The sequence below is a fragment of the Enterobacter sp. DN genome, assembly GCF_046054285.1.
In the GTDB taxonomy this organism is placed as follows: Bacteria; Pseudomonadota; Gammaproteobacteria; order Enterobacterales; family Enterobacteriaceae; genus Enterobacter; species Enterobacter hormaechei_C.
Genome location: NZ_JBJJTG010000001.1, coordinates 846,742 through 867,944 on the forward strand (window position 1 = coordinate 846,742; position 21,203 = coordinate 867,944).

17 protein-coding genes and 4 tRNA genes are annotated in these 21,203 nt (G+C 55.4%); 8 read left to right on the forward strand and 13 right to left on the reverse strand.

Going from position 1 to position 21,203, the window contains the following annotated elements; translation table 11 throughout:
• The first annotated feature begins 14 nt into the window (after positions 1 to 14).
• A tRNA-Asn gene (locus ACJTMZ_RS04140) sits at positions 15 to 90 on the forward strand.
• Between the two features lie 45 nt (positions 91 to 135).
• Here the strand turns inward: ACJTMZ_RS04140 and ACJTMZ_RS04145 are convergent.
• The 4 genes from ACJTMZ_RS04145 to nac all read right to left on the reverse strand — a co-directional run bounded on the left by ACJTMZ_RS04145 (position 136) and on the right by nac (position 2,951).
• A complete protein-coding gene (locus ACJTMZ_RS04145) occupies positions 136 to 438 on the reverse strand; it encodes a helix-turn-helix domain-containing protein (RefSeq protein ID WP_017383313.1) in 303 nt (100 codons plus the stop codon).
• A 4-nt stretch (positions 439 to 442) separates the two neighbouring features.
• Positions 443 to 796: a type II toxin-antitoxin system RelE/ParE family toxin gene (locus ACJTMZ_RS04150; protein ID WP_077580306.1), complete on the reverse strand. Its 354-nt coding sequence runs from the start codon at positions 794 to 796 to the stop codon at positions 443 to 445.
• 190 nt (positions 797 to 986) lie between these two features.
• The gene (gene cbl, locus ACJTMZ_RS04155) at positions 987 to 1,937 is read right to left on the reverse strand and encodes an HTH-type transcriptional regulator Cbl (RefSeq protein ID WP_077580305.1); all 951 of its coding nucleotides are present in this window, start codon (positions 1,935 to 1,937) and stop codon (positions 987 to 989) included.
• 96 nt (positions 1,938 to 2,033) lie between these two features.
• Positions 2,034 to 2,951, reverse strand: coding sequence for a nitrogen assimilation transcriptional regulator NAC (gene nac, locus ACJTMZ_RS04160; protein ID WP_003859531.1), 918 nt, complete (start codon positions 2,949 to 2,951; stop codon positions 2,034 to 2,036).
• Positions 2,952 to 3,271: 320 nt separating this feature from the next.
• Here nac and ACJTMZ_RS04165 point away from each other — a divergent pair.
• Positions 3,272 to 3,347: transfer RNA gene (locus tag ACJTMZ_RS04165), tRNA-Asn, on the forward strand.
• 85 nt (positions 3,348 to 3,432) lie between these two features.
• Here ACJTMZ_RS04165 and ldtA read toward each other — a convergent pair.
• The 3 genes from ldtA to ACJTMZ_RS04180 all read right to left on the reverse strand — a co-directional run bounded on the left by ldtA (position 3,433) and on the right by ACJTMZ_RS04180 (position 7,600).
• Positions 3,433 to 4,365, reverse strand: coding sequence for a L,D-transpeptidase (gene ldtA, locus ACJTMZ_RS04170; RefSeq protein ID WP_015572412.1), 933 nt, complete (start codon positions 4,363 to 4,365; stop codon positions 3,433 to 3,435).
• 62 nt (positions 4,366 to 4,427) lie between these two features.
• The gene (locus tag ACJTMZ_RS04175) at positions 4,428 to 7,121 is read right to left on the reverse strand and encodes a cation-transporting P-type ATPase (protein WP_015572411.1); all 2,694 of its coding nucleotides are present in this window, start codon (positions 7,119 to 7,121) and stop codon (positions 4,428 to 4,430) included.
• 47 nt (positions 7,122 to 7,168) lie between these two features.
• Positions 7,169 to 7,600 (reverse strand): universal stress protein, encoded by a 432-nt coding sequence (locus ACJTMZ_RS04180; RefSeq protein WP_003859525.1) that lies wholly within the window; start codon positions 7,598 to 7,600, stop codon positions 7,169 to 7,171.
• 472 nt (positions 7,601 to 8,072) lie between these two features.
• Between ACJTMZ_RS04180 and ACJTMZ_RS04185 the strand changes: the two genes are divergently transcribed.
• Genes ACJTMZ_RS04185 through ACJTMZ_RS04195 form a run of 3 tightly spaced genes read left to right on the forward strand, consistent with a single transcriptional unit; the run spans position 8,073 to position 13,182 of the window.
• Entirely contained in the window at positions 8,073 to 9,158 is a 1,086-nt protein-coding gene (locus ACJTMZ_RS04185; RefSeq protein WP_252010685.1) for an efflux RND transporter periplasmic adaptor subunit, read from the forward strand.
• Positions 9,158 to 12,220: an efflux RND transporter permease subunit gene (locus tag ACJTMZ_RS04190; protein WP_252010686.1), complete on the forward strand. Its 3,063-nt coding sequence runs from the start codon at positions 9,158 to 9,160 to the stop codon at positions 12,218 to 12,220. The genes ACJTMZ_RS04185 and ACJTMZ_RS04190 overlap by 1 nt, the downstream gene beginning before the upstream one ends.
• 38 nt (positions 12,221 to 12,258) lie before the next feature.
• Entirely contained in the window at positions 12,259 to 13,182 is a 924-nt protein-coding gene (locus tag ACJTMZ_RS04195; RefSeq protein ID WP_026080612.1) for an acyltransferase, read from the forward strand.
• Here the strand turns inward: ACJTMZ_RS04195 and pagP are convergent.
• Entirely contained in the window at positions 13,179 to 13,754 is a 576-nt protein-coding gene (pagP, locus tag ACJTMZ_RS04200) for a lipid IV(A) palmitoyltransferase PagP (RefSeq protein WP_017383306.1), read from the reverse strand. The two genes, ACJTMZ_RS04195 and pagP, sit on opposite strands and share 4 nt — an antisense overlap.
• Positions 13,755 to 14,010: 256 nt before the next feature.
• On the opposite strand from pagP, the gene shiA reads away from it, so the two are divergent.
• Positions 14,011 to 15,327, forward strand: coding sequence for a shikimate transporter (shiA, locus tag ACJTMZ_RS04205; protein ID WP_017383305.1), 1,317 nt, complete (start codon positions 14,011 to 14,013; stop codon positions 15,325 to 15,327).
• A gap of 76 nt (positions 15,328 to 15,403) precedes the next feature.
• Positions 15,404 to 16,858: an AMP nucleosidase gene (locus ACJTMZ_RS04210; RefSeq protein ID WP_015572404.1), complete on the forward strand. Its 1,455-nt coding sequence runs from the start codon at positions 15,404 to 15,406 to the stop codon at positions 16,856 to 16,858.
• A 119-nt stretch (positions 16,859 to 16,977) separates the two neighbouring features.
• Here the strand turns inward: ACJTMZ_RS04210 and ACJTMZ_RS04215 are convergent.
• Both ACJTMZ_RS04215 and emmdR read right to left on the reverse strand, forming a co-directional pair.
• A tRNA-Asn gene (locus ACJTMZ_RS04215) sits at positions 16,978 to 17,053 on the reverse strand.
• 103 nt (positions 17,054 to 17,156) lie between these two features.
• Entirely contained in the window at positions 17,157 to 18,575 is a 1,419-nt protein-coding gene (gene emmdR, locus ACJTMZ_RS04220; RefSeq protein WP_023294986.1) for a multidrug efflux MATE transporter EmmdR, read from the reverse strand.
• Positions 18,576 to 18,801: 226 nt separating this feature from the next.
• Here emmdR and ACJTMZ_RS04225 point away from each other — a divergent pair.
• Positions 18,802 to 18,877 (forward strand) — tRNA-Asn (locus ACJTMZ_RS04225).
• 146 nt (positions 18,878 to 19,023) lie between these two features.
• On the opposite strand, the gene ACJTMZ_RS04230 is transcribed toward ACJTMZ_RS04225, so the two are convergent.
• The 3 genes from ACJTMZ_RS04230 to sbmC all read right to left on the reverse strand — a co-directional run bounded on the left by ACJTMZ_RS04230 (position 19,024) and on the right by sbmC (position 21,130).
• Positions 19,024 to 19,359 (reverse strand): DUF496 family protein, encoded by a 336-nt coding sequence (locus ACJTMZ_RS04230; protein WP_000450410.1) that lies wholly within the window; start codon positions 19,357 to 19,359, stop codon positions 19,024 to 19,026.
• A gap of 147 nt (positions 19,360 to 19,506) precedes the next feature.
• The gene (locus ACJTMZ_RS04235; RefSeq protein ID WP_017693112.1) at positions 19,507 to 20,565 is read right to left on the reverse strand and encodes an FUSC family protein; all 1,059 of its coding nucleotides are present in this window, start codon (positions 20,563 to 20,565) and stop codon (positions 19,507 to 19,509) included.
• Between the two features lie 91 nt (positions 20,566 to 20,656).
• Positions 20,657 to 21,130, reverse strand: a complete 474-nt coding sequence (sbmC, locus tag ACJTMZ_RS04240; protein ID WP_017383302.1) for a DNA gyrase inhibitor SbmC — start codon at positions 21,128 to 21,130, stop codon at positions 20,657 to 20,659.
• Positions 21,131 to 21,203: the final 73 nt, after the last annotated feature.

Consider the following 21,203-nt stretch of genomic DNA (forward strand, 5'->3'; position numbering starts at 1 on the left):
CTCGTTCACACGATTCCTCTGTAGTTCAGTCGGTAGAACGGCGGACTGTTAATCCGTATGTCACTGGTTCGAGTCCAGTCAGAGGAGCCAAATTTGAAAAGCCTGCTTTTAGAGCAGGCTTTTTGCTTTTGTGGGTTACAACACAAACTCGTAATGAGAACCATCGGGTAGTTCTACATCCAGCCGTAGCTTCCCTCCGGCGGCCTCAACGTAGCGTTTCAAAGAAGAAAGCTTAATATCGCGTCCTGCCTTTTCCATGACGGCGACAGTAGGTTGTTTAATACCCAACGCCCTGGCCATATCTACCTGCGTTTTTTGCACTTTTTCACGTAACTCGGCCAGATGGATATTGAGCAAAATATCCGTTGCCATTGCCTGTGCGCTGGCAACAACCTCAGGTTTTTCATCTGCAATAAGCTGCTCCAGGGTTCTGCCCATCGCGTTAATTCCTCTCTTTTAATGTGTTCAGCCAGCGAGTGTATTCCCGATCCGCAACGAGGAGCATCTCATCGTAAAATCGCCTTTCATTACCGACCTTATTGCCCGCACACAGTACAATACCCATACGGTACGGATCGAAAGCGAAAAATGCCCTCAGCGGATCACCCTTACTCTCGATACGCAACTCTTTCATGTTGCTGTGGCGGGAGCCTTTCAGCGTATCGGCATACGGTCTGGACAGACCCGGTCCCCTCTCCCGCAAAACAAGTAGCGCGGCCAGTACGCTGGCTCTCTCGCTATCGTTTAATGAGGTGAACCAGTCGTCAAACCTGTCCGTAGTTTTAACCGCCCACACGGGACCTCCTTGTACAACATAGATCAAAAACTATATAGATGCAAAACTATAGTGCCGATTATGCAGACAGATTGGCTGGTATGCAGGTTAAGGATGCAAAATATGGAAGCCGTCTTCAGAAATAAAGGAGAAACAGGGTGAAGGGGGAATACAAGCCCGGAAAGCGCAGCGCACCCGGGCAAACGCGTAGTTAAATCTGATAATCAATCGCCACTTCTTCCGGCTCCATCACCTGGCGTTTGATCTCATCTACGGAGAGCCCCGCATTGCACAGCTCGATAAAACGCCACACATAGTTACGCTGAAGCTGCCCGCGCTTCAGCCCGAGCCAGACGGTGTTCGCATCGAACAGATGACGTGTATCCAGACGCACCAGATTACCAGCCTCATATTCTCCGCCAGACTGCTCGGCCACCAGGCCAATCCCCAGCCCTAACTCGACGTAGGTTTTGATCACGTCGGAATCCTGCGCGCTCAGCACCACGTCCGGCGTGAGCCCTTTACGCTTGAACGCTTCATCTATGCGCGAACGCCCGGTAATGCCCTGCCGGTAGGTGATAAGCGGCCATTTGACGATCTCTTCCAGCGTCAACGGTGAAACCTGGTTCAGCGGGTGTTCGGCGGGTAATAGCAGGCTGTGGTGCCAGCGGAACCACGGGAACGCCACCAGCTGCGGGTCATTGCTCAGCCGTTCACTGGCGATACCGATATCGGCCCCACCGTTATGCAGCAGCACTTCAATTTCCTGCGGCGTGCCCTGGATCAGTTCGAGACGTACGTCCGGGAAGATCTCACGAAATGCTTTGATAACAGTCGGAAGGCTGTAACGCGCCTGTGTATGGGTGGTGGCGATAGTCAGCACACCGGAAGCGTCGTTGGTAAAGAGATCCGCCAGCCGACGAACGTTGCTGGCCTCGTTGAGAATGCGCTCAGCGATGGTCAGCAATGCCTTGCCTGGCTCGGTCATACCCAGCAGGCGCTTGCCGCGACGGATAAAAATCTCAATGCCTAACTCCTCCTCCAGCTCGCGGATATGTCGGCTGACGCCCGACTGAGAGGTGTAAAGCATATTGGCGACTTCGGTCAGGTTGTAATCCCGCCTGGCCGCCTCACGAATAATTTTAAGTTGCTGGAAATTCACAATTCACTCCGGCGCATCTGACATAAGGCTATTGTTAGAGTCAGGCGGGCTGGAGAACAAATAATAAAAACCAGCATCTTATGCTTATTTGGAATATCAGCTGACGAGTTGCAGCTCGCGATTTTCCAGCGACGGCTTACTGACCAGAGACATCAGGATCTCTTTCACCGCCTGCGCCTGCGGCGACAGGGAGCCGCGCGCGGACATATTCAACGACAGCGGTAAGCTCATGGATGGCGTGGTGATGCGGGCCATCCAGCCGTTCGCCGCGCTGCACAGTGAACGTGCGGCAGACTCGGGCAGAACCGTTACACCCATGCCGCTGGCAATGGCGGCAGTCAGCGTGGAGATGGAATCAATCTCGCCGATGATCTTCGCCGTCAGACGGCGCAGCGAGAACGCTTCGTCAACGCGCACGCGCACGGCACTGTAGTCGCGCGGCAGGAACAGGTTCATCTCTGCCACAGCGGTTAAATCAATGCTCTGACCGGGACAATCACGGGTACCGACCAGGTAAAGATCTTCCTTCAGCAGCGGCTGGCTGGTGATCCCGGCAACCGGGGAGCGATCGTACAGCACCGCCATATCCAGCTGACCGTTGAGCAGTTTGTCATTGAGCACGGAACCACTGTTCTCATGCAGATAAACCAGCACTTCCGGTAGCTCCGCGCGCACCGCCTGAAGCAGCGGCATGGTGACAGACGATGCGGCCGTTCCCGGCGCCAGGCCAATGGAGACATGGCCGCTCAGGGTCTGACCCACATTGTGCACGGCAAGCTGCGCCTGTTCACACTGACGCAGGATCGTGCGGGCATGGGTATATAAAATTTTTCCCGCTTCGGTAGGCGTTACGCCGCGCTTGGTGCGGATCAACAGTTGCTGGTCCATTTCGCCTTCCAGAGTCGCGACCTGCTGGCTCAGCGCAGGCTGCGCGATATGCAGCACTTCAGCCGCCTGGGTCAGGCTGCCGATATCGACGATTTTTACGAAGTATTTCAGTCGTCTTAAGTTCATGTTGCCCCCTGTTCGAAAATAGCGTGCCGGTAACGGCTGTGTTGTTAAACAGGTTTTGCAATATGGATGCCAGTTTTTAGCAGCCGGTGTATGTCGCTGCTAAGCGGCTGAAAATAAGGAAAGCCAATCACTGGTGCCTGTTTTGAGACGGGGACAACGGTTTCCGATCTGCCCCATTCGGGGTATATCTGCACAATAATGGTGCATTCCGTTGGCAAAAACATCACTTTGCTGGTTTTGTCAGCAAACAGTTCAAAGTCGGCGATCCATCCTTTGACAAGGCGTACGCAGGTCGATAATATGCGCCCCGTTCACACGATTCCTCTGTAGTTCAGTCGGTAGAACGGCGGACTGTTAATCCGTATGTCACTGGTTCGAGTCCAGTCAGAGGAGCCAAATTTGAAAAGCCTGCTTTTAAAGCAGGCTTTTTGCTTTTCTGCGTTCGGTCAGTTTGTCGGGTGGCGGCTTCGCCTTACCCGACCTACGGTCCTGTAGGCCCGGTAAGCGCAGCGCCACCGGGCATAGCAAGCTTCACCGGCATCCCCGACCGCCGTTCCAGCTCAGCCCCCGCCCCTTCACTTATTAGCTGCGTCCTTTGTGCGGCTGAAATGGGCAGCGGCACCTTATTTGTCGATTCAAATTCCGCGCGATTGCGCGACAGCGGCTCGTGAACCTCTACCCAACGGCTACCGTCCGGCTCGGTGGTCACCTTTAAGGGCTGATCGATAAGCTGTACCCGCGTCCCCACCGAAACGTTATCGAACAGGTATTTGATATCGTTATTACGCAGGCGAATGCAGCCCTGGCTGACGCGCAGACCAATGCCGAAATTTGAGTTGGTGCCGTGGATCGCGTACAGCCTGCCGATATAGAGGGCATACAGCCCCATCGGGTTATCCGGCCCGGCGGGAACGAACGCGGGCAACGTTTTCCCCTCTTTCGCGTAAGCGCGTCGCGTATTTGGCGTGGGTGACCAGGTTGGGCCTTCCTGTTTGCGCTCAACGGCGGTTACCCAGTTACGCGGCGTTTCGCGCCCGGCCTGACCGATGCCAATAGGCAGCACCTCAACCGTGTTGCTGCCGGGTGGATAATAGTAAAGTCGCATTTCCGCGACGTTCACCACAATCCCCTCGCGCACCGTTGGCGGCAGAATAAGCTGCTGGGGTACCACCAGCTGTGTTCCGGCTCGCGGTAAAAACGGATCCACCCCCGGGTTGGCTTCCAGCATATTGCTCAACCCCTGTCCGTGCTGCGCTGCAAACGCTTCGAGCGGCAGGGTATTGCCCTCAGGCACGGTGATGGTGATCGGCGCCCCCACCAGACGGCTGCCCTCGGGAGGGAGGGGGTAGGTTACAGCAGATGCAGCGGGAACCAGAATACCAAGCGTAAAAACGAACGAGGCAAATCGAATCATAGTGTTCTGTACTCAGTCAAAGAGAAAGCCTGCCAGTGGGCAGGCTTAGCCTACTCATTCAGTCATCTTTTCGTCGTGCGCCATCTCCGGGTAAGGACTTTTTCTGCTTCAACAATCATGAACATCGCAAACCCAATCAGGAAGGTAATGATCCAGTAGCGGAACGGTAGCGCTTCGGTACCGAACAGCATTTGCATGAACGGCGCATAGATGATCAGAAGCTGAAGGGCCAGAAGTACGCCGCTCACGATCCATATCCCCTTGTTAGCCAGCAGACCTTTACTCAGGGAGAAGCCGTCGGTGACGCGGCAGTTGAGCATGTAAAACCACTGGGCGGTGACCAGCGTTTGCAGCAACACGGTGCGAATGAACTCCGGTGAGTAGCCGCGTGGTTGCAGCCAGGCCTCCAGCACAAAGGCGCTGATGGCAATCATCAGGCCGACAAACACTACTCGCCAGATGGCATAACCGTCCATCACATGCAGGTTAGACTTACGCGGCGGCCGGTTCATGATGTCCTTCTCACCCGCTTCAAACGCCAGGCCAAACGACAGCGTTGCAGAGGTTGCCATGTTCATCCACAGGATCAGTACCGGCGTTAGTGGGATCAGGTTCCCCGCCAGCAGGGCAATAATGATCAGTAAGGCCTGGGCGATGTTGCTCGGGATAACGAACAAAATGGTCTTTTTCAGGTTGTCGTAGACCCGACGCCCTTCATGGACCGCCCGGGCAATGGTGGCAAAGTTATCATCCGTTAACACCATATCGGCGGCTTCTTTGGTGACTTCAGTACCTTTGATCCCCATCGCGATGCCGACATCCGCCCGCTTCAGCGCCGGCGCATCGTTCACCCCGTCCCCGGTCATTCCGACCACTTCCTGCTTACTTTGCAGCGCCTGCACCAGGCGGAATTTATCTTCCGGGCTGGTGCGGGCAAAGATATCGTATTTTTGCGCCGCCTCGCTCAGCTGGTGGTCGTCCATCGCCTCCAGCTCGCGCCCGGTGATGGCGCTCGCCGCGTTGCCAATACCCAGCATCTGTCCAATGCTCATCGCCGTTTGTGGATGATCCCCGGTAATCATTTTCACGCGAATGCCCGCCTGCAAGCAGTCGGCAATGGCCGAAATGGCTTCCGGGCGCGGGGGATCCATCATGCCCGCAATGCCGAGCAGTATGACCCCTTCTTGCAGATCCGCATGCGTCAGCTCGCGCTGCCCGCTGGCGGCCGGTTTCCAGGCCGCAGCCACCATGCGCAATCCCTCGCGCGCATACTCTTCAATCTTCTCTTCCCAGTAGTGCAGGTTGAACGGCTCCAGCCCGTTTTGGGTCTGCTGGTGCTGGCAAAGACGGAAAAGGACGTCCGGCGCACCGGTGATTAACATCACCTCTTCGTCGCCCAGGCGATAGAGGGTGGACATGTATTTATATTGCGAATCAAATGGGATTTTACTGCGCAACTCGGCGTCAATTGCCGGAAGCGGGATTTTGGCCGCCAGCACCTTCAGCGCGCCTTCGGTTGGACCGCCGGTGATTTTCCACAGCCCCTGCTCATCTTTGATCAGCTGGCTGTCATTACAGAGATCGACGGTGCGCAGATAGCGCTCCAGCACAGATCCCGGGGTCACGGTGACCGGTGTCGGATCGTCAACGGGGTGAATAGTACCCACCGGCTCGTAGCTGTCTCCCTCCACGCGGTAGGTGGTGTCCGCGGTAATCACCGCTTTTACCGTCATCTCATTCATGGTCAGGGTGCCGGTTTTATCCGAGCAGATAACCGTCATCGCCCCCAGCGTTTCCACGGTAGGCAGCTTGCGAATAATCGCCTTGCGACGCGCCATCGCCTGCACGCCCAGCGAGAGGATGATCGAGATAATGGCCGGTAATCCTTCCGGCACCGCCGCTACCGCAAGGCTAATCAACGACAGCACCAGCTCTGATACGGGCATATCACGGAAGATAAGACTGAAAACGAACAGCGCCAGCATCATTACCAGAATGGTGATAAAAATGGTCTTGCCGAGCTTGTCCATTTGCACCATCAACGGGGTACGGTGTTTTTCAATGTCTGACATCATCTGGTTGATATGGCCGAGTTCGGTCTCCCCACCGGTCGCCACCACCAGCCCTTTTCCCCCGCCGGAGCTGACCGTGGTGCCAGAATAAAGCAGGTTGTAACGGTCGCCTAACGGCAACTCCCCGTGGAGCGCATCGCTGCTTTTCTCCACTACCGTGGATTCGCCGGTGAGAATAGCTTCTTCCACCCGCAGATTGTGCGCCTCTGTCACGCGAAGATCGGCAGGAATGCGATCCCCGGCGCGTATCACGACGATATCTCCGGGCACCAGTGCTGTCGTCGGGATAGTTTCATGGTTGCCCTGCCGGATGACCACAGCCTCGCTGGAGAGCATATTACGAATACTTTGCAGCGATTTCTCCGCATTGCTCTCCTGAATATGGCCAATCAGGGCGTTAATGATGGCTACCCCAAGAATGACAAACATATCCACCCAGTGTCCCATTATCAGCTTCAGCAGCGCCGCCGCCAGAAGGACGTAAATAAGGACATCGTTGAAATGGGCCAGAAAGCGCAGCCAGCCAGGTTTACCCGGTTTTTGCGGTAAGGCATTTTCACCGTATTTTTCCAGCCTGGCGGTGGCTTCTGTACTGCTAAGTCCGTCGAGGCTGGATTGGATATTTGTCAGGGTTTCATCAACGGTTTGTTGATAATACGGACGGTGAGGCTTTTCTGTTATCATCGTTCCTTCCTCGGGTTCTTTTCAGAAATCACCTTGCTTTCATGACATTAACGAATAACGAAAACAGGAACATGCGCGTAACGAACGATACTCGCCGCCTCTGACCCTAATAAATGAGTTTGAATATTTGGATTACGCGATCCCACAATAATCGCACCGACGTTAAGCTCATCCGCCAGTTTGATTACCTCATCACGTATATTCCCGCTGCGAACATGTAGATGGACATTTGCTTCCGGCAGGTTGATTTTTTTTACCAGCGCAGCCAGTTTTTCTTTAGCATTATTAATCATATATTCATCCATCTTTCTCGCGTCTGCAATAAAACCGCGGGTCAGTTCCGCCGAGAACTTTGGCATAACGTACAGCAGATGGACATTACCCGATGCGCTTTGCGCCAGGAATTGGGCATGCTGTAGCGCCTTATCAGACAACGCTGTTTCGTATACATCCACCGGCACCAGAATCGTTTTATACATATCAAGCATCCTTTTTATAACCAACACAACAGTGAGTGAATCAGGAGAGATCGCATCAAACCCATGGGTACAGGCGTGAATGCCTTTTACGGAAAAAAGGAATGAATGCTATTAAACGTAGCACAGGAATATCAGGATGTTATTCAAAGGGGATACACCATCGTAACGCTTGTTTCGCCTGAGTATGTCACGCCACTAATAATGGTTATTTAACATTTATTTATTCACCGACTATGCTCATAGTCAGGCATGCAACACGTTTATTCTCTTTATCCCGCGCCACCTTCAACCTCATGGAGGAATGCATGTACGGTTTAAGCCTGATTCGCCTTGGTTTGTTTATTGCGCTCGCCATTATCGCCAGCACAGCAATCGGTTTATTTACCTATGTGGTCGTCTCGGCCCTGGCAGAATAGCGCCACCCCAGCATTGATGACGAAATAAATAAAACAATTATTATCAGGGGAATACTGTGAAGCGCTACCTCTCTCTTCTGCCTGCTGTTTTATTGCTGCTGACGGCGTGCGATCCGAAACCCGACCGCGCCGCGCCCCTGCCGAAAATGGTAAAAGTCGCAGAGGTGGTCAAGGCCGGCAACGCGCAGCAGCGCGTGTTTCCCGCCCGTATTGAATCCGGCGATGCCACGGATCTCGCGTTCAAACGAGCCGGGCAGATTGAGACCCTGGACATTCGCCAGGGTGCCGTTGTCAAACAGGGGCAACGGCTCGCCAGTCTTAACGATCGCGAAGCCCGGCAGCGCCTGAACGACAGGCAAACGGCGGCGACCCTGGCTCAGCGGCAATTCGACCGCTTCCAGACCCTGGCGGGACGCCAGGCCGTGTCGAAAGCCGAGATGGATGTCCAGCGCGCCAACCGCGATTCAGCAAACGCCGCGCTACAGATTGCGCGCGAAGAATTAAGCCAGATGACGCTCGTCGCCCCCTTTAGCGGGACAGCGGCCAGCGTCCATGTGCGAAATCATCAGGTCGTCTCCGCCGGCCAGCCCGTCGTCACTTTGACCCGTACCGATCTGCTGGACGTGGTGTTCAGCCTTCCAGAGAACCTGTTTAACACCTTCGATATTCGCAATGCGCAGTACAAACCGGTAGTGAGGATCAACGCCCTGCCCGGTCGCGAGTTTACCGCTGTGTACAAAGAGCACTCAGGCAGTAGCGACAGCAACACATTGACCTGGCAGGTGATTTTAACCATGCCCCGCCCGGATGATTTTCCCGTCGTGGGCGGCGTCAGCGGAACGGTCATCATCAATGTAACCAACCTTCCGGCTGGCGTGAGCAGTGAGGCGCTGGTGGTGCCGGTTGAAGCGGTCTTTAACCCGGATAACCGCCCGCGCAATGAGCCACATGTCTGGGTGGTGACGGGCGAAGGCGATACGTTGCACCTTGAAGATCGTAAGGTCAGCGTGGGGCAAGTCAGCGCTGAGGGGGTCGTCATCGTCGGTGGGCTTAAGCCCGGTGAACGCGTGGTGGCCGCAGGCGTTGGGGAGCTACATTCCAACCAGCCGGTACGTATCTGGACGCGTGAACGGGGACTGTAATGGATATCTCTCGTCAGTTTATCAGCAACCCGGTTCGCGTCTGGCTGACTATTTTGCTGCTGGGCGTAGGCGGCATTATTGCCCTGTTGAACATTGGCAGACTGGAAGATCCGGCGTTTACCATCAAAACGGCGGTGGTGATCACCCATTATCCGGGCGCGTCGGCGCAGCAGGTTGAGGAAGAGGTCACCCTGCCGCTGGAAAATGCGCTTCAGCAGTTACCTTATCTGGATAACGTCAGCTCCATCTCCTCCAGCGGCCTGTCGCAGATCACGGTCAATATAGCCTCGCGCTACCACTCAAATGCACTGCCGCAAATCTGGGATGAACTGCGTCGCCGGGTGGGAGATGCCGCCAGACAGTTTCCACCCGGCGTAGTGACCCCGTTTGTGAATGACGATTTTGGCGATGTGTTCGGCTTTTTCTTTGCCATTTCCGGAGATGAATTCAGCAATCCGGAACTGGTCCGGTATGCCGAGCAGCTGCGCCGGGAGTTGGTCCTCGTGCCAGGCGTGGGCAAAGTGGCCATCGGCGGAGCCCTCACTCAGCAGATTAACGTGGACATTTCTCTGAGCAAAATGGCCGCGCGCGGGATAACGCTGAACCAGCTTTCTGCCCAGCTCAGCAGGCTGAACGTGGTCTCCAGCGCGGGAGAGATCCCCTCCGGTACCGAGTCAATTCGTCTGCATCCTACCGGTGAATTCGAGAGTATTGACGAGCTGGCCGATCTCATAGTGACCCCTCCCGGCGTTGGGGCGGCTACCCGTTTACGGGATATTGCCACCCTGTCACGCGGGCTGGATGCGTCCCCTGCCAGCATCTACCATGCCAACGGCAGAAAAGCCGTCACCATGGGCGTCTCCTTTATCCCCGGCGTTAACGTGATCGACGTGGGACATGCCCTGGAGGCGAAGCTAGAGCAGATGTCAGCCGAGAAACCGGCAGGTATCCACATCGACCTGTTTTACGATCAGGCGGCAGAGGTCGGGGATTCCGTTAACGGATTTATCTTTAACTTCCTGATGGCGCTGGCAATTGTCATCGGCGTGTTGTTGATCTTTATGGGCTTACGCAGCGGGATCATTATCGCCTTTTCCCTCGCCCTCAACGTGCTGGGCACGCTGCTGATCATGTATCTCTGGGGTATTGAACTACAGCGCATTTCACTGGGTGCGCTGATCATCGCCCTCAGCATGCTGGTCGACAATGCCATTGTTATTGTCGAAGGGGTACTGGTAGCCCGGCAGCAGGGCTCGTCCCTGATGAACGCTATTAGCGACATTATTCGCCGTTCTGCGCTGCCGCTGCTGGGTGCAACGGTCATCGCCATCCTGGCCTTTGCGCCCGTCGGGCTGTCACAGGATTCCACCGGCGAATACTGTAAGTCGCTGTTTCAGGTCCTGCTGATTTCGCTCATGCTGAGCTGGTTCTCAGCCCTCACCATTACGCCAGTGCTGATTAAGTGGTGGCTGTTTAAACGAGATGCTGCACCGCCAAAGGCCGACGAAACGGATCCCTATGACAAACGCATCTATCGGATCTATCAGGGTGTGCTCAACGCGCTGTTACGGCGTAAAGCGCCAACGCTGGTAGTGATGGCCGCACTGCTGGCCGCCGCCATCTGGGGCTTTGGCTCGGTGCGGCAGAACTTCTTCCCCTCCTCCAGTACGCCAATTTTCTTTGTCGACCTCTGGCTCCCTTACGGTACCGACATTAACTGGACCGAGAAGATGACCGGTGATATCGAGAAAACCATTAACGGCCAGCCAGGCGTGGAAACTACGGTCTCGACGATTGGTCAGGGAAGTATGCGATTTATTTTGACCTACAGCGGACAGCGGCAGTACAGCAACTATGCGCAAATTATGGTGAGAATGGACGACCAGCGTAACATCCCCGCCCTGACCCGCCACGTGGATGAGTACATCGCACGGAACTATCCGCAGGTTAACGCCAGCACAAAGCGGGTGATGTTTGGCCCCTCCGGCGACAGCGCCATTGAAATACGTATTAAAGGCCCCGATCCGGACAGGCTGCGTCTGATCGCCAGCCAGGTAGACAACATCCTTACGCGCGATCCGGCGACGGACAGCGTCAGGAACGACTGGCAAAATCGCAGCAAAGTGATCCGCCCGCAGTACGTCACCGCGCTGGGACGTGAGCTTGGCGTGGATAAGCAGGACGTCGATAACGCACTGGAGATGAATTTCTCCGGCAGTCGGGCGGGATTGTACAGAGAAGGCAGCGACCTGTTGCCCGTGGTGGTGCGCCCGCCGGAAAGCGAGCGGCTGGACGCCAATCACCTGAATAACGTTCTGGTCTGGAGCCAGACCCGGCAGCAGTATATTCCGCTGAGCAACGTCATCAGCGGCTTCGCGCTGGAGTGGGAAGATCCGCTGATCCTGCGCCGTGACCGCTCCCGCGTGCTGACCGTGCAGACCGACCCTGACCCGCTAAGCCAGCAAACCTCCGGCGATATTCTCGCCCGCGTGAAGCCGCAAATTGATGCCCTGCCCCTGCCCCACGGCTACAGCATTGAGTGGGGCGGGGACGCGGAGAACTCCAGCGAAGCGCAGCAGGGGTTATTTACCACGCTGCCGCTCGGCTATCTGGTGATGTTTGTGATCACGGTGCTGATGTTCAGTTCGGTGAAAAACGCCGTCGCCATCTGGCTGACCGTGCCGCTGGCGCTGATCGGCGTGACGCCGGGGTTTTTAATTACCGGCATCCCTTTTGGCTTTATGGCGTTGATTGGCCTGCTGAGCCTGAGCGGGATGCTGATCCGCAACGGCATTGTGCTGGTGGAAGAGATAGAACAGCAGAAAGTGCAGCAGGATCAGCACAGTGCGATCGTTTACGCCGCCACGTCGCGCCTGCGTCCCATCCTCCTCACCGCCTTTACGACCGTACTCGGCCTCGCCCCTCTGCTGCTGGATGTGTTCTTCCAGAGCATGGCCGTTGTGATTATGTTTGGGCTTGGGTTTGCTACAATCCTGACGCTGCTGGTACTCCCCGTAATTTACGCGTGTTTCCATCGTAAGGACAAAGCTGAACAACAATGAATGCGACAGGGCTGAATATCATCAAGACGCTGGGGTGTATGACGGCGGTTACCTTTTTCACCATCTACAACACTTGGGATCATTACGATTATGACTATCACTGGATCCTCGGTTTTTTAACCTTCATTTCGACCATCGCCACGCCGTTATTTTTTGTGGTTGCAGGGTATCTGGACGGGCAATCCCGGCACGGCACGCGCTGGCAGCTGGATAAGATCAAAAGTCTGGTGATCGTCTTTCTGTTCTGGGTAACGATTTACTACCTGTGGGAGCCCTATCAGCGCGGATATCTGATCCAGCCCTGGTTCGTGTTCGCGTTTATCGTGATTTACACGTTTCACCCGGTGGTGGAGTGGCTCAGCCAGCGACGAACGCTCTTTTGCGGGGTGATTGCCGCCCTGCTGCTTTTCTCATACGGGTACGATTTACTGTCAGCCCTCTATCCTGATGCCCATGTCCTTTCATTGTCGCCGCAGTATCGCCTGTGGACGTGGCTGCTGTTTTATCTGACGGGGCAGCTCTTTTGCGATCCGCAGATCGCGGCGTGGATCGGCCGCAAAAATGTGGTCAGGGCAGCGGTCATCGCCATACCGTTTATTTATCTCTTCACGTGGTTTTACGAACGGCACTTCTTTTTTGCGCTATTTAAAGCAGACAGAAACGCCTTTATCCTCACCGGATCGCAAATCTACATTCTGATTATTGCCCTGGTGATTGCGGCCAACGGCGTGCGGTTTCGCCGCAATGCGGAGTTTAAAGAGTCCGTGCTGGCCGCCATTAGCAAAACCATGACCGGGGTCTATATTATGCACTACTCGGTGTTTCACCTGCTGACCGCGCTCATTCCGGTGACGTCCCTGAGCACCAAACTTGCTCTGATTGTGCTTACGTTTGTTACGTCGGTCCTGTTTTCGCTGCTGATCCTGTCCAACGCAGTGGCCAAAAAAGTGATCACCCTCTAAAAGCCCAGGCGCAGCCAGGCAAACAGCACGTTGCCGTTGTTGTAGGTCCCAGGAATATAGGTGAACTGGACGGTGACGCGCTTATATCCGGCAGAGAAAAGCGGGAAGATAAACGGCAGCGGGACATAGTTGGCAAAGTCGTCGCGTGCCGTGATCCCCGCAGCGGCCCCCAGCCCCAGACGGAAATCTTTTGCGTTATCCAGATACCAGCCCTTCTCCCAGCCGTAGCCCATCGCAGGCTGCCATTCGTTATGTGAATCTTTGAACATCATAGCAAAGAGCGCGCTCCAGTTGCCCTCGTCGTTGTAGCGGGACACGCCCAGCCCCCCGCCCCACGGCATTTCGTTGTAGTTGTCGGTTTTCTTTTTGTCATACATGAATCGAGCATGCCAGCTCAGAAACGGAAGGTAGAGATCGTAACGATCCGGCTGTTCCGAGGTTTGCGCAATATCGTCCGTTACTGCATCCCACCAGCGGTGAATACGCTGTTCGCCATAGACTTTCGGCTCCGCATGCAGCGGAGATACGACTAAAAACAGGACTACCCACAGAGCAGGAAAGAAGCGTTGCATCGTTATACCCTCAGCTTACGTCACGCAGCGATCGTTATTACTGTAAACCATTCAGCCCTAACCGGAGCCAAACAGGCTGATTTATGTTGTCGCCCGATAAGATGAAATTTATTTATTCTGCGCTTTCAGGAAAGATAAAAACGTTTTCTCAGGCCGCCTGTCGCGGTAGTCTCATACATTCCGTCAATATGACGGCCGTGATGTGAGTGACCTTTTCTTATACCAATAATTAAAAATCAGTACAGACAGGACAACTATGGACTCCACCCTTATCTCCGCTCGCCGCAACGAGGAGACACCTTCGCTTAACCGCGCCCGCCGCGCCGCTTTAGGTAGCTTCGCAGGTGCCGTCGTCGACTGGTATGACTTTCTGCTCTACGGTATTACCGCTGCGCTGGTCTTTAACCGTGAATTCTTTCCCCAGATCAGCCCCGCCATGGGCACGCTTGCTGCGTTTGCCACCTTCGGCGTCGGTTTTCTGTTTCGTCCTCTGGGCGGGATAATTTTCGGCCACTTCGGTGACCGCCTTGGCCGGAAACGTATGCTGATGCTCACCGTCTGGATGATGGGCATTGCCACCGCGCTGATCGGTATTTTGCCCTCCTTTGCCTCGATTGGCTGGTGGGCTCCGGTGTTGCTGGTGACGCTGCGCGCCATTCAGGGCTTTGCCGTCGGTGGTGAATGGGGCGGCGCGGCATTGCTGTCCGTGGAAAGCGCGCCGAAGAACAAGAAAGCGTTTTACAGCAGCGGCGTGCAGGTGGGTTATGGCGTGGGTCTGCTGCTCTCCACGGGCCTGGTGTCGCTAATAAGTCAGCTCACGACAGACGAGCAGTTCCTGAGCTGGGGCTGGCGTATTCCGTTTATCTTCAGCATTGTGCTGGTCGTGGTGGCCCTGTGGATCCGTAACGGCATGGAAGAGTCGGCTGAGTTTGAGCGGCAGCAGCGCGAAAAACCGGTCGCGAAAAAACGGCTGCCGGTGATGGAAGCGCTGGTGCAGCACCCTGGCGCTTTTCTGAAAATCATTGCCCTGCGCCTGTGCGAACTGCTAACGATGTATATCGTCACCGCCTTTGCCCTGAACTACTCCACGCAAAACCTCGGCCTGCCGCGGGAATTGTTCCTGAATATTGGCCTGGTGGTGGGCGGGATCAGCTGCCTGACCATCCCCTGCTTCGCCTGGCTGGCGGATCGCTTTGGCCGTCGACGGGTGTATATCACCGGGGCGCTCATCGGCACACTCAGCGCCTGGCCGTTCTTTATGGCGCTGGAGGCACAGTCGGTCTTCTGGATTGTCTTCTTCGCGATCATGCTTGCGAACATCGCTCACGATATGGTGGTCTGCGTGCAGCAGCCAATGTTTACCGAGCTGTTTGGCGCAAGCTACCGTTACAGCGGCGCGGGCGTGGGATATCAGGTGGCGAGCGTGGTCGGCGGTGGGTTTACGCCGTTTATCGCCGCCGCGCTGGTGACGTTCTCGGGCGGTAACTGGCATAGCGTGGCGATTTATCTGCTGGCGGGTTGCCTGCTTTCTGCCGCCACCGCCCTGTTGATGAAGGAAACCGCGCACAGCTGATCTCCTCACTTTTGTTTCACAGGCGTGTGACATACTATCGGGTAAAGCCGCACACCTGTGGAACAAGGAGACAGACATGAATAATAAGGGCTCCAGCCTGACCCCGGCTCAGGCGCTGGAAAAACTCGACGCGCTGTATGAACAGTCCGTCAATGCACTGCGCAGCGCCATCAGTGACTATATCGAAACAGGGAAACTTCCCGATGAAAAGGCCAGAACCCAGGGCCTTTTTGTTTATCCATCGCTCTCTGTCACCTGGGACGGCAGCGCCAGCAGCAATCCGAAAACCCGCGCCTATGCACGTTTCACCCACTCCGGCTGTTACAGCACGACCATCACGCGACCTGCGCTGTTCCGCCCCTACCTGGAAGAGCAGCTTACCCTGCTGTATCAGGATTACGGCGCGCATATCAGCGTTGAACCGTCCCTGCACGAGATCCCTTACCCGTACGTGATAGACGGCTCGGCGCTGACGCTGGATCGCTCCATGAGCGCGGGGCTGACCCGCCACTTCCCGACCACTGAGCTGTCGCAGATTGGCGATGAGACGGCGGACGGGATCTATCACCCGGCAGAGTTTTCACCGCTGTCGCACTTTGATGCCCGCCGTGTCGATTTCTCGCTGGCACGCCTGCGCCACTACACCGGCACCCCAGCCGAACATTTCCAGCCGTTCGTGTTGTTTACCAATTACACCCGCTATGTGGACGAATTTGTCCGCTGGGGCTGTAGCCAGATCCTCGATCCGGACAGCCCTTACATCGCCCTCTCCTGCGCGGGCGGGATATGGATCACCGCCGAAACCGAAGCACCGGAAGAGGCCATCTCCGACCTGGCGTGGAAAAAGCACCAGATGCCAGCCTGGCACCTGATCACCGCCGACGGTCAGGGCATTACGCTGATTAACATCGGCGTTGGCCCGTCGAATGCGAAAACCATCTGCGACCATCTGGCGGTACTGCGCCCGGACGTCTGGCTGATGATCGGCCACTGCGGCGGCCTGCGTGAAAGTCAGCTGATTGGCGATTACGTCCTCGCCCACGCTTATTTGCGTGACGACCATGTCCTTGACGCGGTTCTGCCGCCGGATATCCCTATCCCGAGTATCGCGGAAGTGCAGCGCGCCCTGTACGACGCCACCAAAGAGGTGAGCGGCATGCCGGGTGAAGAGGTGAAGCAGCGCCTGCGTACCGGTACGGTCGTCACCACCGACGATCGTAACTGGGAGCTGCGCTATTCCGCCTCCGCCCTGCGTTTCAATCTCAGCCGTGCGGTCGCAATCGATATGGAAAGCGCCACCATTGCCGCGCAGGGCTATCGCTTCCGCGTCCCTTACGGCACGCTGCTGTGCGTGTCCGATAAACCGCTGCACGGCGAGATCAAACTGCCGGGCCAGGCGAACCGTTTTTACGAAGGGGCGATCTCAGAGCATCTTCAGATTGGCATTCGCGCCATCGATTTACTGCGTGCAGAGGGCGACAAACTGCATTCCCGCAAGCTGCGCACCTTCAATGAGCCACCGTTCCGCTGATAACAAGGACCCACTCACCCGGCCTGGGATTCCGTAGGTCGGGTAAGCGGAGCGCCACCCGACAATTTCACGAACGCAGAAAAGCAAAAAGCCTGCTTTAAAAGCAGGCTTTTTAAATTTGGCTCCTCTGACTGGACTCGAACCAGTGACATACGGATTAACAGTCCGCCGTTCTACCGACTGAACTACAGAGGAATCGTGTGAACGGGGCGCATATTATCGATGCGCCCTGAGGATGTCAAAGGGTGAATGCAGATTTTCAATCGTTTGCCGATTTATTCTCCACTTCGCACATTTGTCAGGCACTTGCCGTTTCCGAAACCTCCTGCTCCGGTTTTTTTCGCGGATATTTCCACAGCCAGCGCCCGCTCACCATGCGCCAGTAGAACAGCGCCCCGCGCACGGCCCAGTCAAGGAACATCCCCAGCCAGACGCCGACAACGCCCATACCCAACATTACCCCCAGCGTGTAGCCCGCCACAACGCGACAGCCCCACATGCCGAGCATGGAGACCCACATCGCAAACCGGGCATCGCGCGCCCCTTTCAGCCCGGCAGGAAGTACCCAGGACGCGGCCCAAATTGGCATAAACGCCGCGTTGAGCCAAATGAGCACCTTCACGACCTCTTTCACGTCATTTTCATGCGTATAGAACGAGGCCATCAGCCCGGCAAAAGGCGCAGTTCCCCACGCAATCGCCGTCAGTCCAATAGTTGAAAGCCAGAAGACGTGCCGAAGTTGCCGTTCCGCCTGCCCTATCTGCCCCTTTCCGAGACGTCTGCCGGTAATGATCGTCGACGCCGACCCCAGCGCGTTTCCCGGCAGGTTAATGAGTGAGGCGATGGAGAAGGCAATAAAGTTGCCGGCGATGACGTCTGTTCCCATCCCGGCAACAAACATCTGCGTCAGCAGTTTCCCACCGTTAAACAACACGGATTCGATGCTGGCCGGAATCCCGATCCCCATCACTTCCCAGATAATGGCGAAGTTAAGCGGACGGAAATAGCTTTTCAGCGTCAGGCGCAGCGATGGCGTAATTCCCGCCATCAGTACGCCAATTATCGCCGCCGCACCAATATAGCGGGAAATGGTCAGCCCTAAACCCGCGCCGACAAAGCCCAGCCCCTCCCAGGAAAAGACGCCGTAAATCAAAACGCTGCTGATAATGATATTCAGGATGTTCATGCCGCCGTTAATCAGCAGCGGAATTTTGGTATTTCCTGCTCCACGAAGCGCACCGCTACCAATCAGCGCGATGGCAGCCGCCGGATAACTCAGCACCGTCATTTCCAGGTAGGTGAGAGCCAGATCCTTCACCTCGCTGGTCGCTTCTCCCGCGACAATGTCGATAATTTCTTTGCCGTAATAATGGATAACCGCCGCAAGGATGATCGAAAAGAGGGTCATGATCATTAGCGACTGTCTGGCCGCTTCGCGGGCACGCTTCGGATCAAGCTTGCCCAGGCTAAACGCCACCACCACCGTCGTACCGAGATCGATAGCGGCAAAGAAGGACATCACAACCATGTTGAAACTGTCTGCCAGCCCTACCCCGGCCATGGCTTCTTTACCGAGCCAGCTCACCAGAAAGGTGCTCAGCACCCCCATTAGCAGGACGCAGGTATTCTCCAGGAAAATAGGCACGGCAAGGGGGGTGATTTCACGCCAGAACAGAACTCGATAGCTCTTACGTTTTGCATACCAGGGCGTGCGCATAATCGCCTGGCGTAGGGGTGCGGTGACGTTCAAAATGGACCTTAGAGAGAAAGTTGAAACTCCATTTCAAATGATGGGGCAGAAATGCGTATCCTGCAAAGTATTTTCCATAAAATTATGTTTGGATTTACAACAAAATGACGACAGAATCATCAATCAAACGCTTTTGCCTGAGATCAGGTTTGACAAAAGTTTTTTCGCCGCTAAGATAAGCCTCCACAACGATTCCTCTGTAGTTCAGTCGGTAGAACGGCGGACTGTTAATCCGTATGTCACTGGTTCGAGTCCAGTCAGAGGAGCCAAATTTAAAAAGCCTGCTTTTAGAGCAGGCTTTTTGCTTTTCTGCGTTCGTGAAATTGTCGGGTGGCGGCTTCGCCTTACCCGACCTACGTAATAACAGTCCTGTAGGCCCGGTAAGCGCAGCGCCACCGGGCAACAGAGTGTGCGATTACTCGCCTTTAGCGTCGACGTTTTTGATTTCGCCCATCACTTTCAGCTTCTTGGAGATGTCGCGACGCTCTTTGGACAGCTCAGCGTTTTTGATGATGTAGTCATCAACGCGATCTTCATAATCGCTCTTCATGCTGGCGATGATGCCCTGAATAGCTTCAACGCTCATGCCAGGCTTGATGTAGTCGCTCAGGTTGTCCAGCAGCAGGACACGTTTCTGGTTGTCACGGATCTTCTTCTCTACGTCCTGGATTTCGCGCTGTAGCTTGTTTTTGCGGCGGAACAGGCGGACGAACTCCAGAACATCCTGGAACGAAGGCTTGGTAGTTTCCATTTTTATACCCCTGATAATGTGAGATTCGGATTCGTTAAAGCAACCGTTTTAACAGACAGCGGCTGCGAATGACAATGAGTATATCGTTTAAAACCATCATAACCCTAATTGTTGCTGAATCGAAGCAGCAGGCATCACATACGCTTTTTATTTGCGCAGCGCCCGGCAAATCAGCTGCGATAACAACTCCAGCTGTCGCGCCAGCTCCATACTCAGCCAGACATAACCATGGATGGGCGTTTCCGCCACATTGTCGCCCTGGCGCTCATTCATCAGCTGTTTAAGCTCGGCGACGATTTCGTTCAGCCGCTCGCTGTTCGCCCGTATCGGCTGTGGGTTACCTTCGTAGAGCGCATGGGCGATGGTCAGCAGGGTTTGTTGCGTCATCTGCTGCGTCTCTTTTAGCGTATGCGCGTTGAGCATCAGAAGATGGCTGGGGCGTGAGGCCCAGTGGGCATTGATTTGCAGTTCAAGCATACAGACCAGATTACGGCTGACCGTCTGAATAGCTTCAAAAATGGCTTTCTGGATATGGGTTTCTTTGCTTGCCGGGGTAATCAACCCGCGCATTTTGACCACATCATTGAGGATTTTTTGCAGGTGCTTTTCCAGACGCGGGCGCTCAATCAGATTCGGCGAAAACCCGGCCTGGTAGACCCGGTTAAATGCCGTGACGTAGTTTGCCATCTGAATGCGCCAGTGCAGGAAGGCGCGCTGCGGCCAGATGCCGGTAAACAGCATGGCGAGCAACGAGCCAAGGATCACGTCCCCGCTTCGCCACAATGCGGTGGTCATATCGCCCGCCGGTGCGCCGACCACAACCGCGAGCGTAATGCCAATCAGCAGCGCCTGATACGGTTTCTTGCCAAGGGCAAGCCATCCACAAAGAAACATCGCCACCGCGCACCACAGCAACATGACCGGAAACGAGATCAGCTCCAGCTTCAGGGCGATAAGCCCAAGCGCTGAGCCTAAAACGGTGCCGCCTATGCGTTCGAAAGCGCGCGGGACCACGTTCCCCCAGAATGAGATCGGCCCCATCACCACCACCAGCGTGATCAGCGGCCACGTCCCTTCCGGGATATCCAGCAGACGAACCAGTACGAAGGTCAACACAAACGCCAGCGCAATGCGGCAACCGTGCACCACGCGATAATGTTTGTATAACCGAATTTCAAAAGGGGTTAATGACTTGTCGGGGCGCACACCCGTCTCCAGCTCTACGGCAAACCACAATTGTACTGTGTTTTCAGCCGGGTGGATCGCGCCCGGCTGAAAAACCCTGCATTCCGCAGGATTATCCCACTTTGTGCTCTACCGGTACAAACATCTCAATATCCCAGTAGCCGTCAGCATTGCCATCGTTCAGATAGCGTTCGAAGCAGGGTTTTGCCGCGATCTGGAATTTGTTGTCTTCCAGCAGGGAGTTGAAGAACTGATACCACGGAGTGGCGAAATCATGATTTTCGACGCGCGCGGCGGCAATAGCATACTCTCCGGCAGCAATTTCGGTCATCATCACCCCTTCGCTGTTTTCAGGGATAGTGAAATCGTCCGTTACCGTTACGGCGGTAACGCAGCGGAGCTTTTCTGCCGGCACGTCATCCGGATTGTCATAATAAACGGCCACCCACTCCTGCGGCTGAATATGACGCCCGTCTACCCACATGACCAGCTGTTCAAATCCCTGCTTGACCGTCTTTTCCCACGGCCCCACGAGATGAAAGCCAGCGATCGTACGTTTCTGTTGCTGCCTGATGCTGTAGTCCATGCTGCCTCCGTTTATTACTGTATATATATACACTGTAAAGCAGAATCGAGATTAACGGCAAACCAGGAGTGTT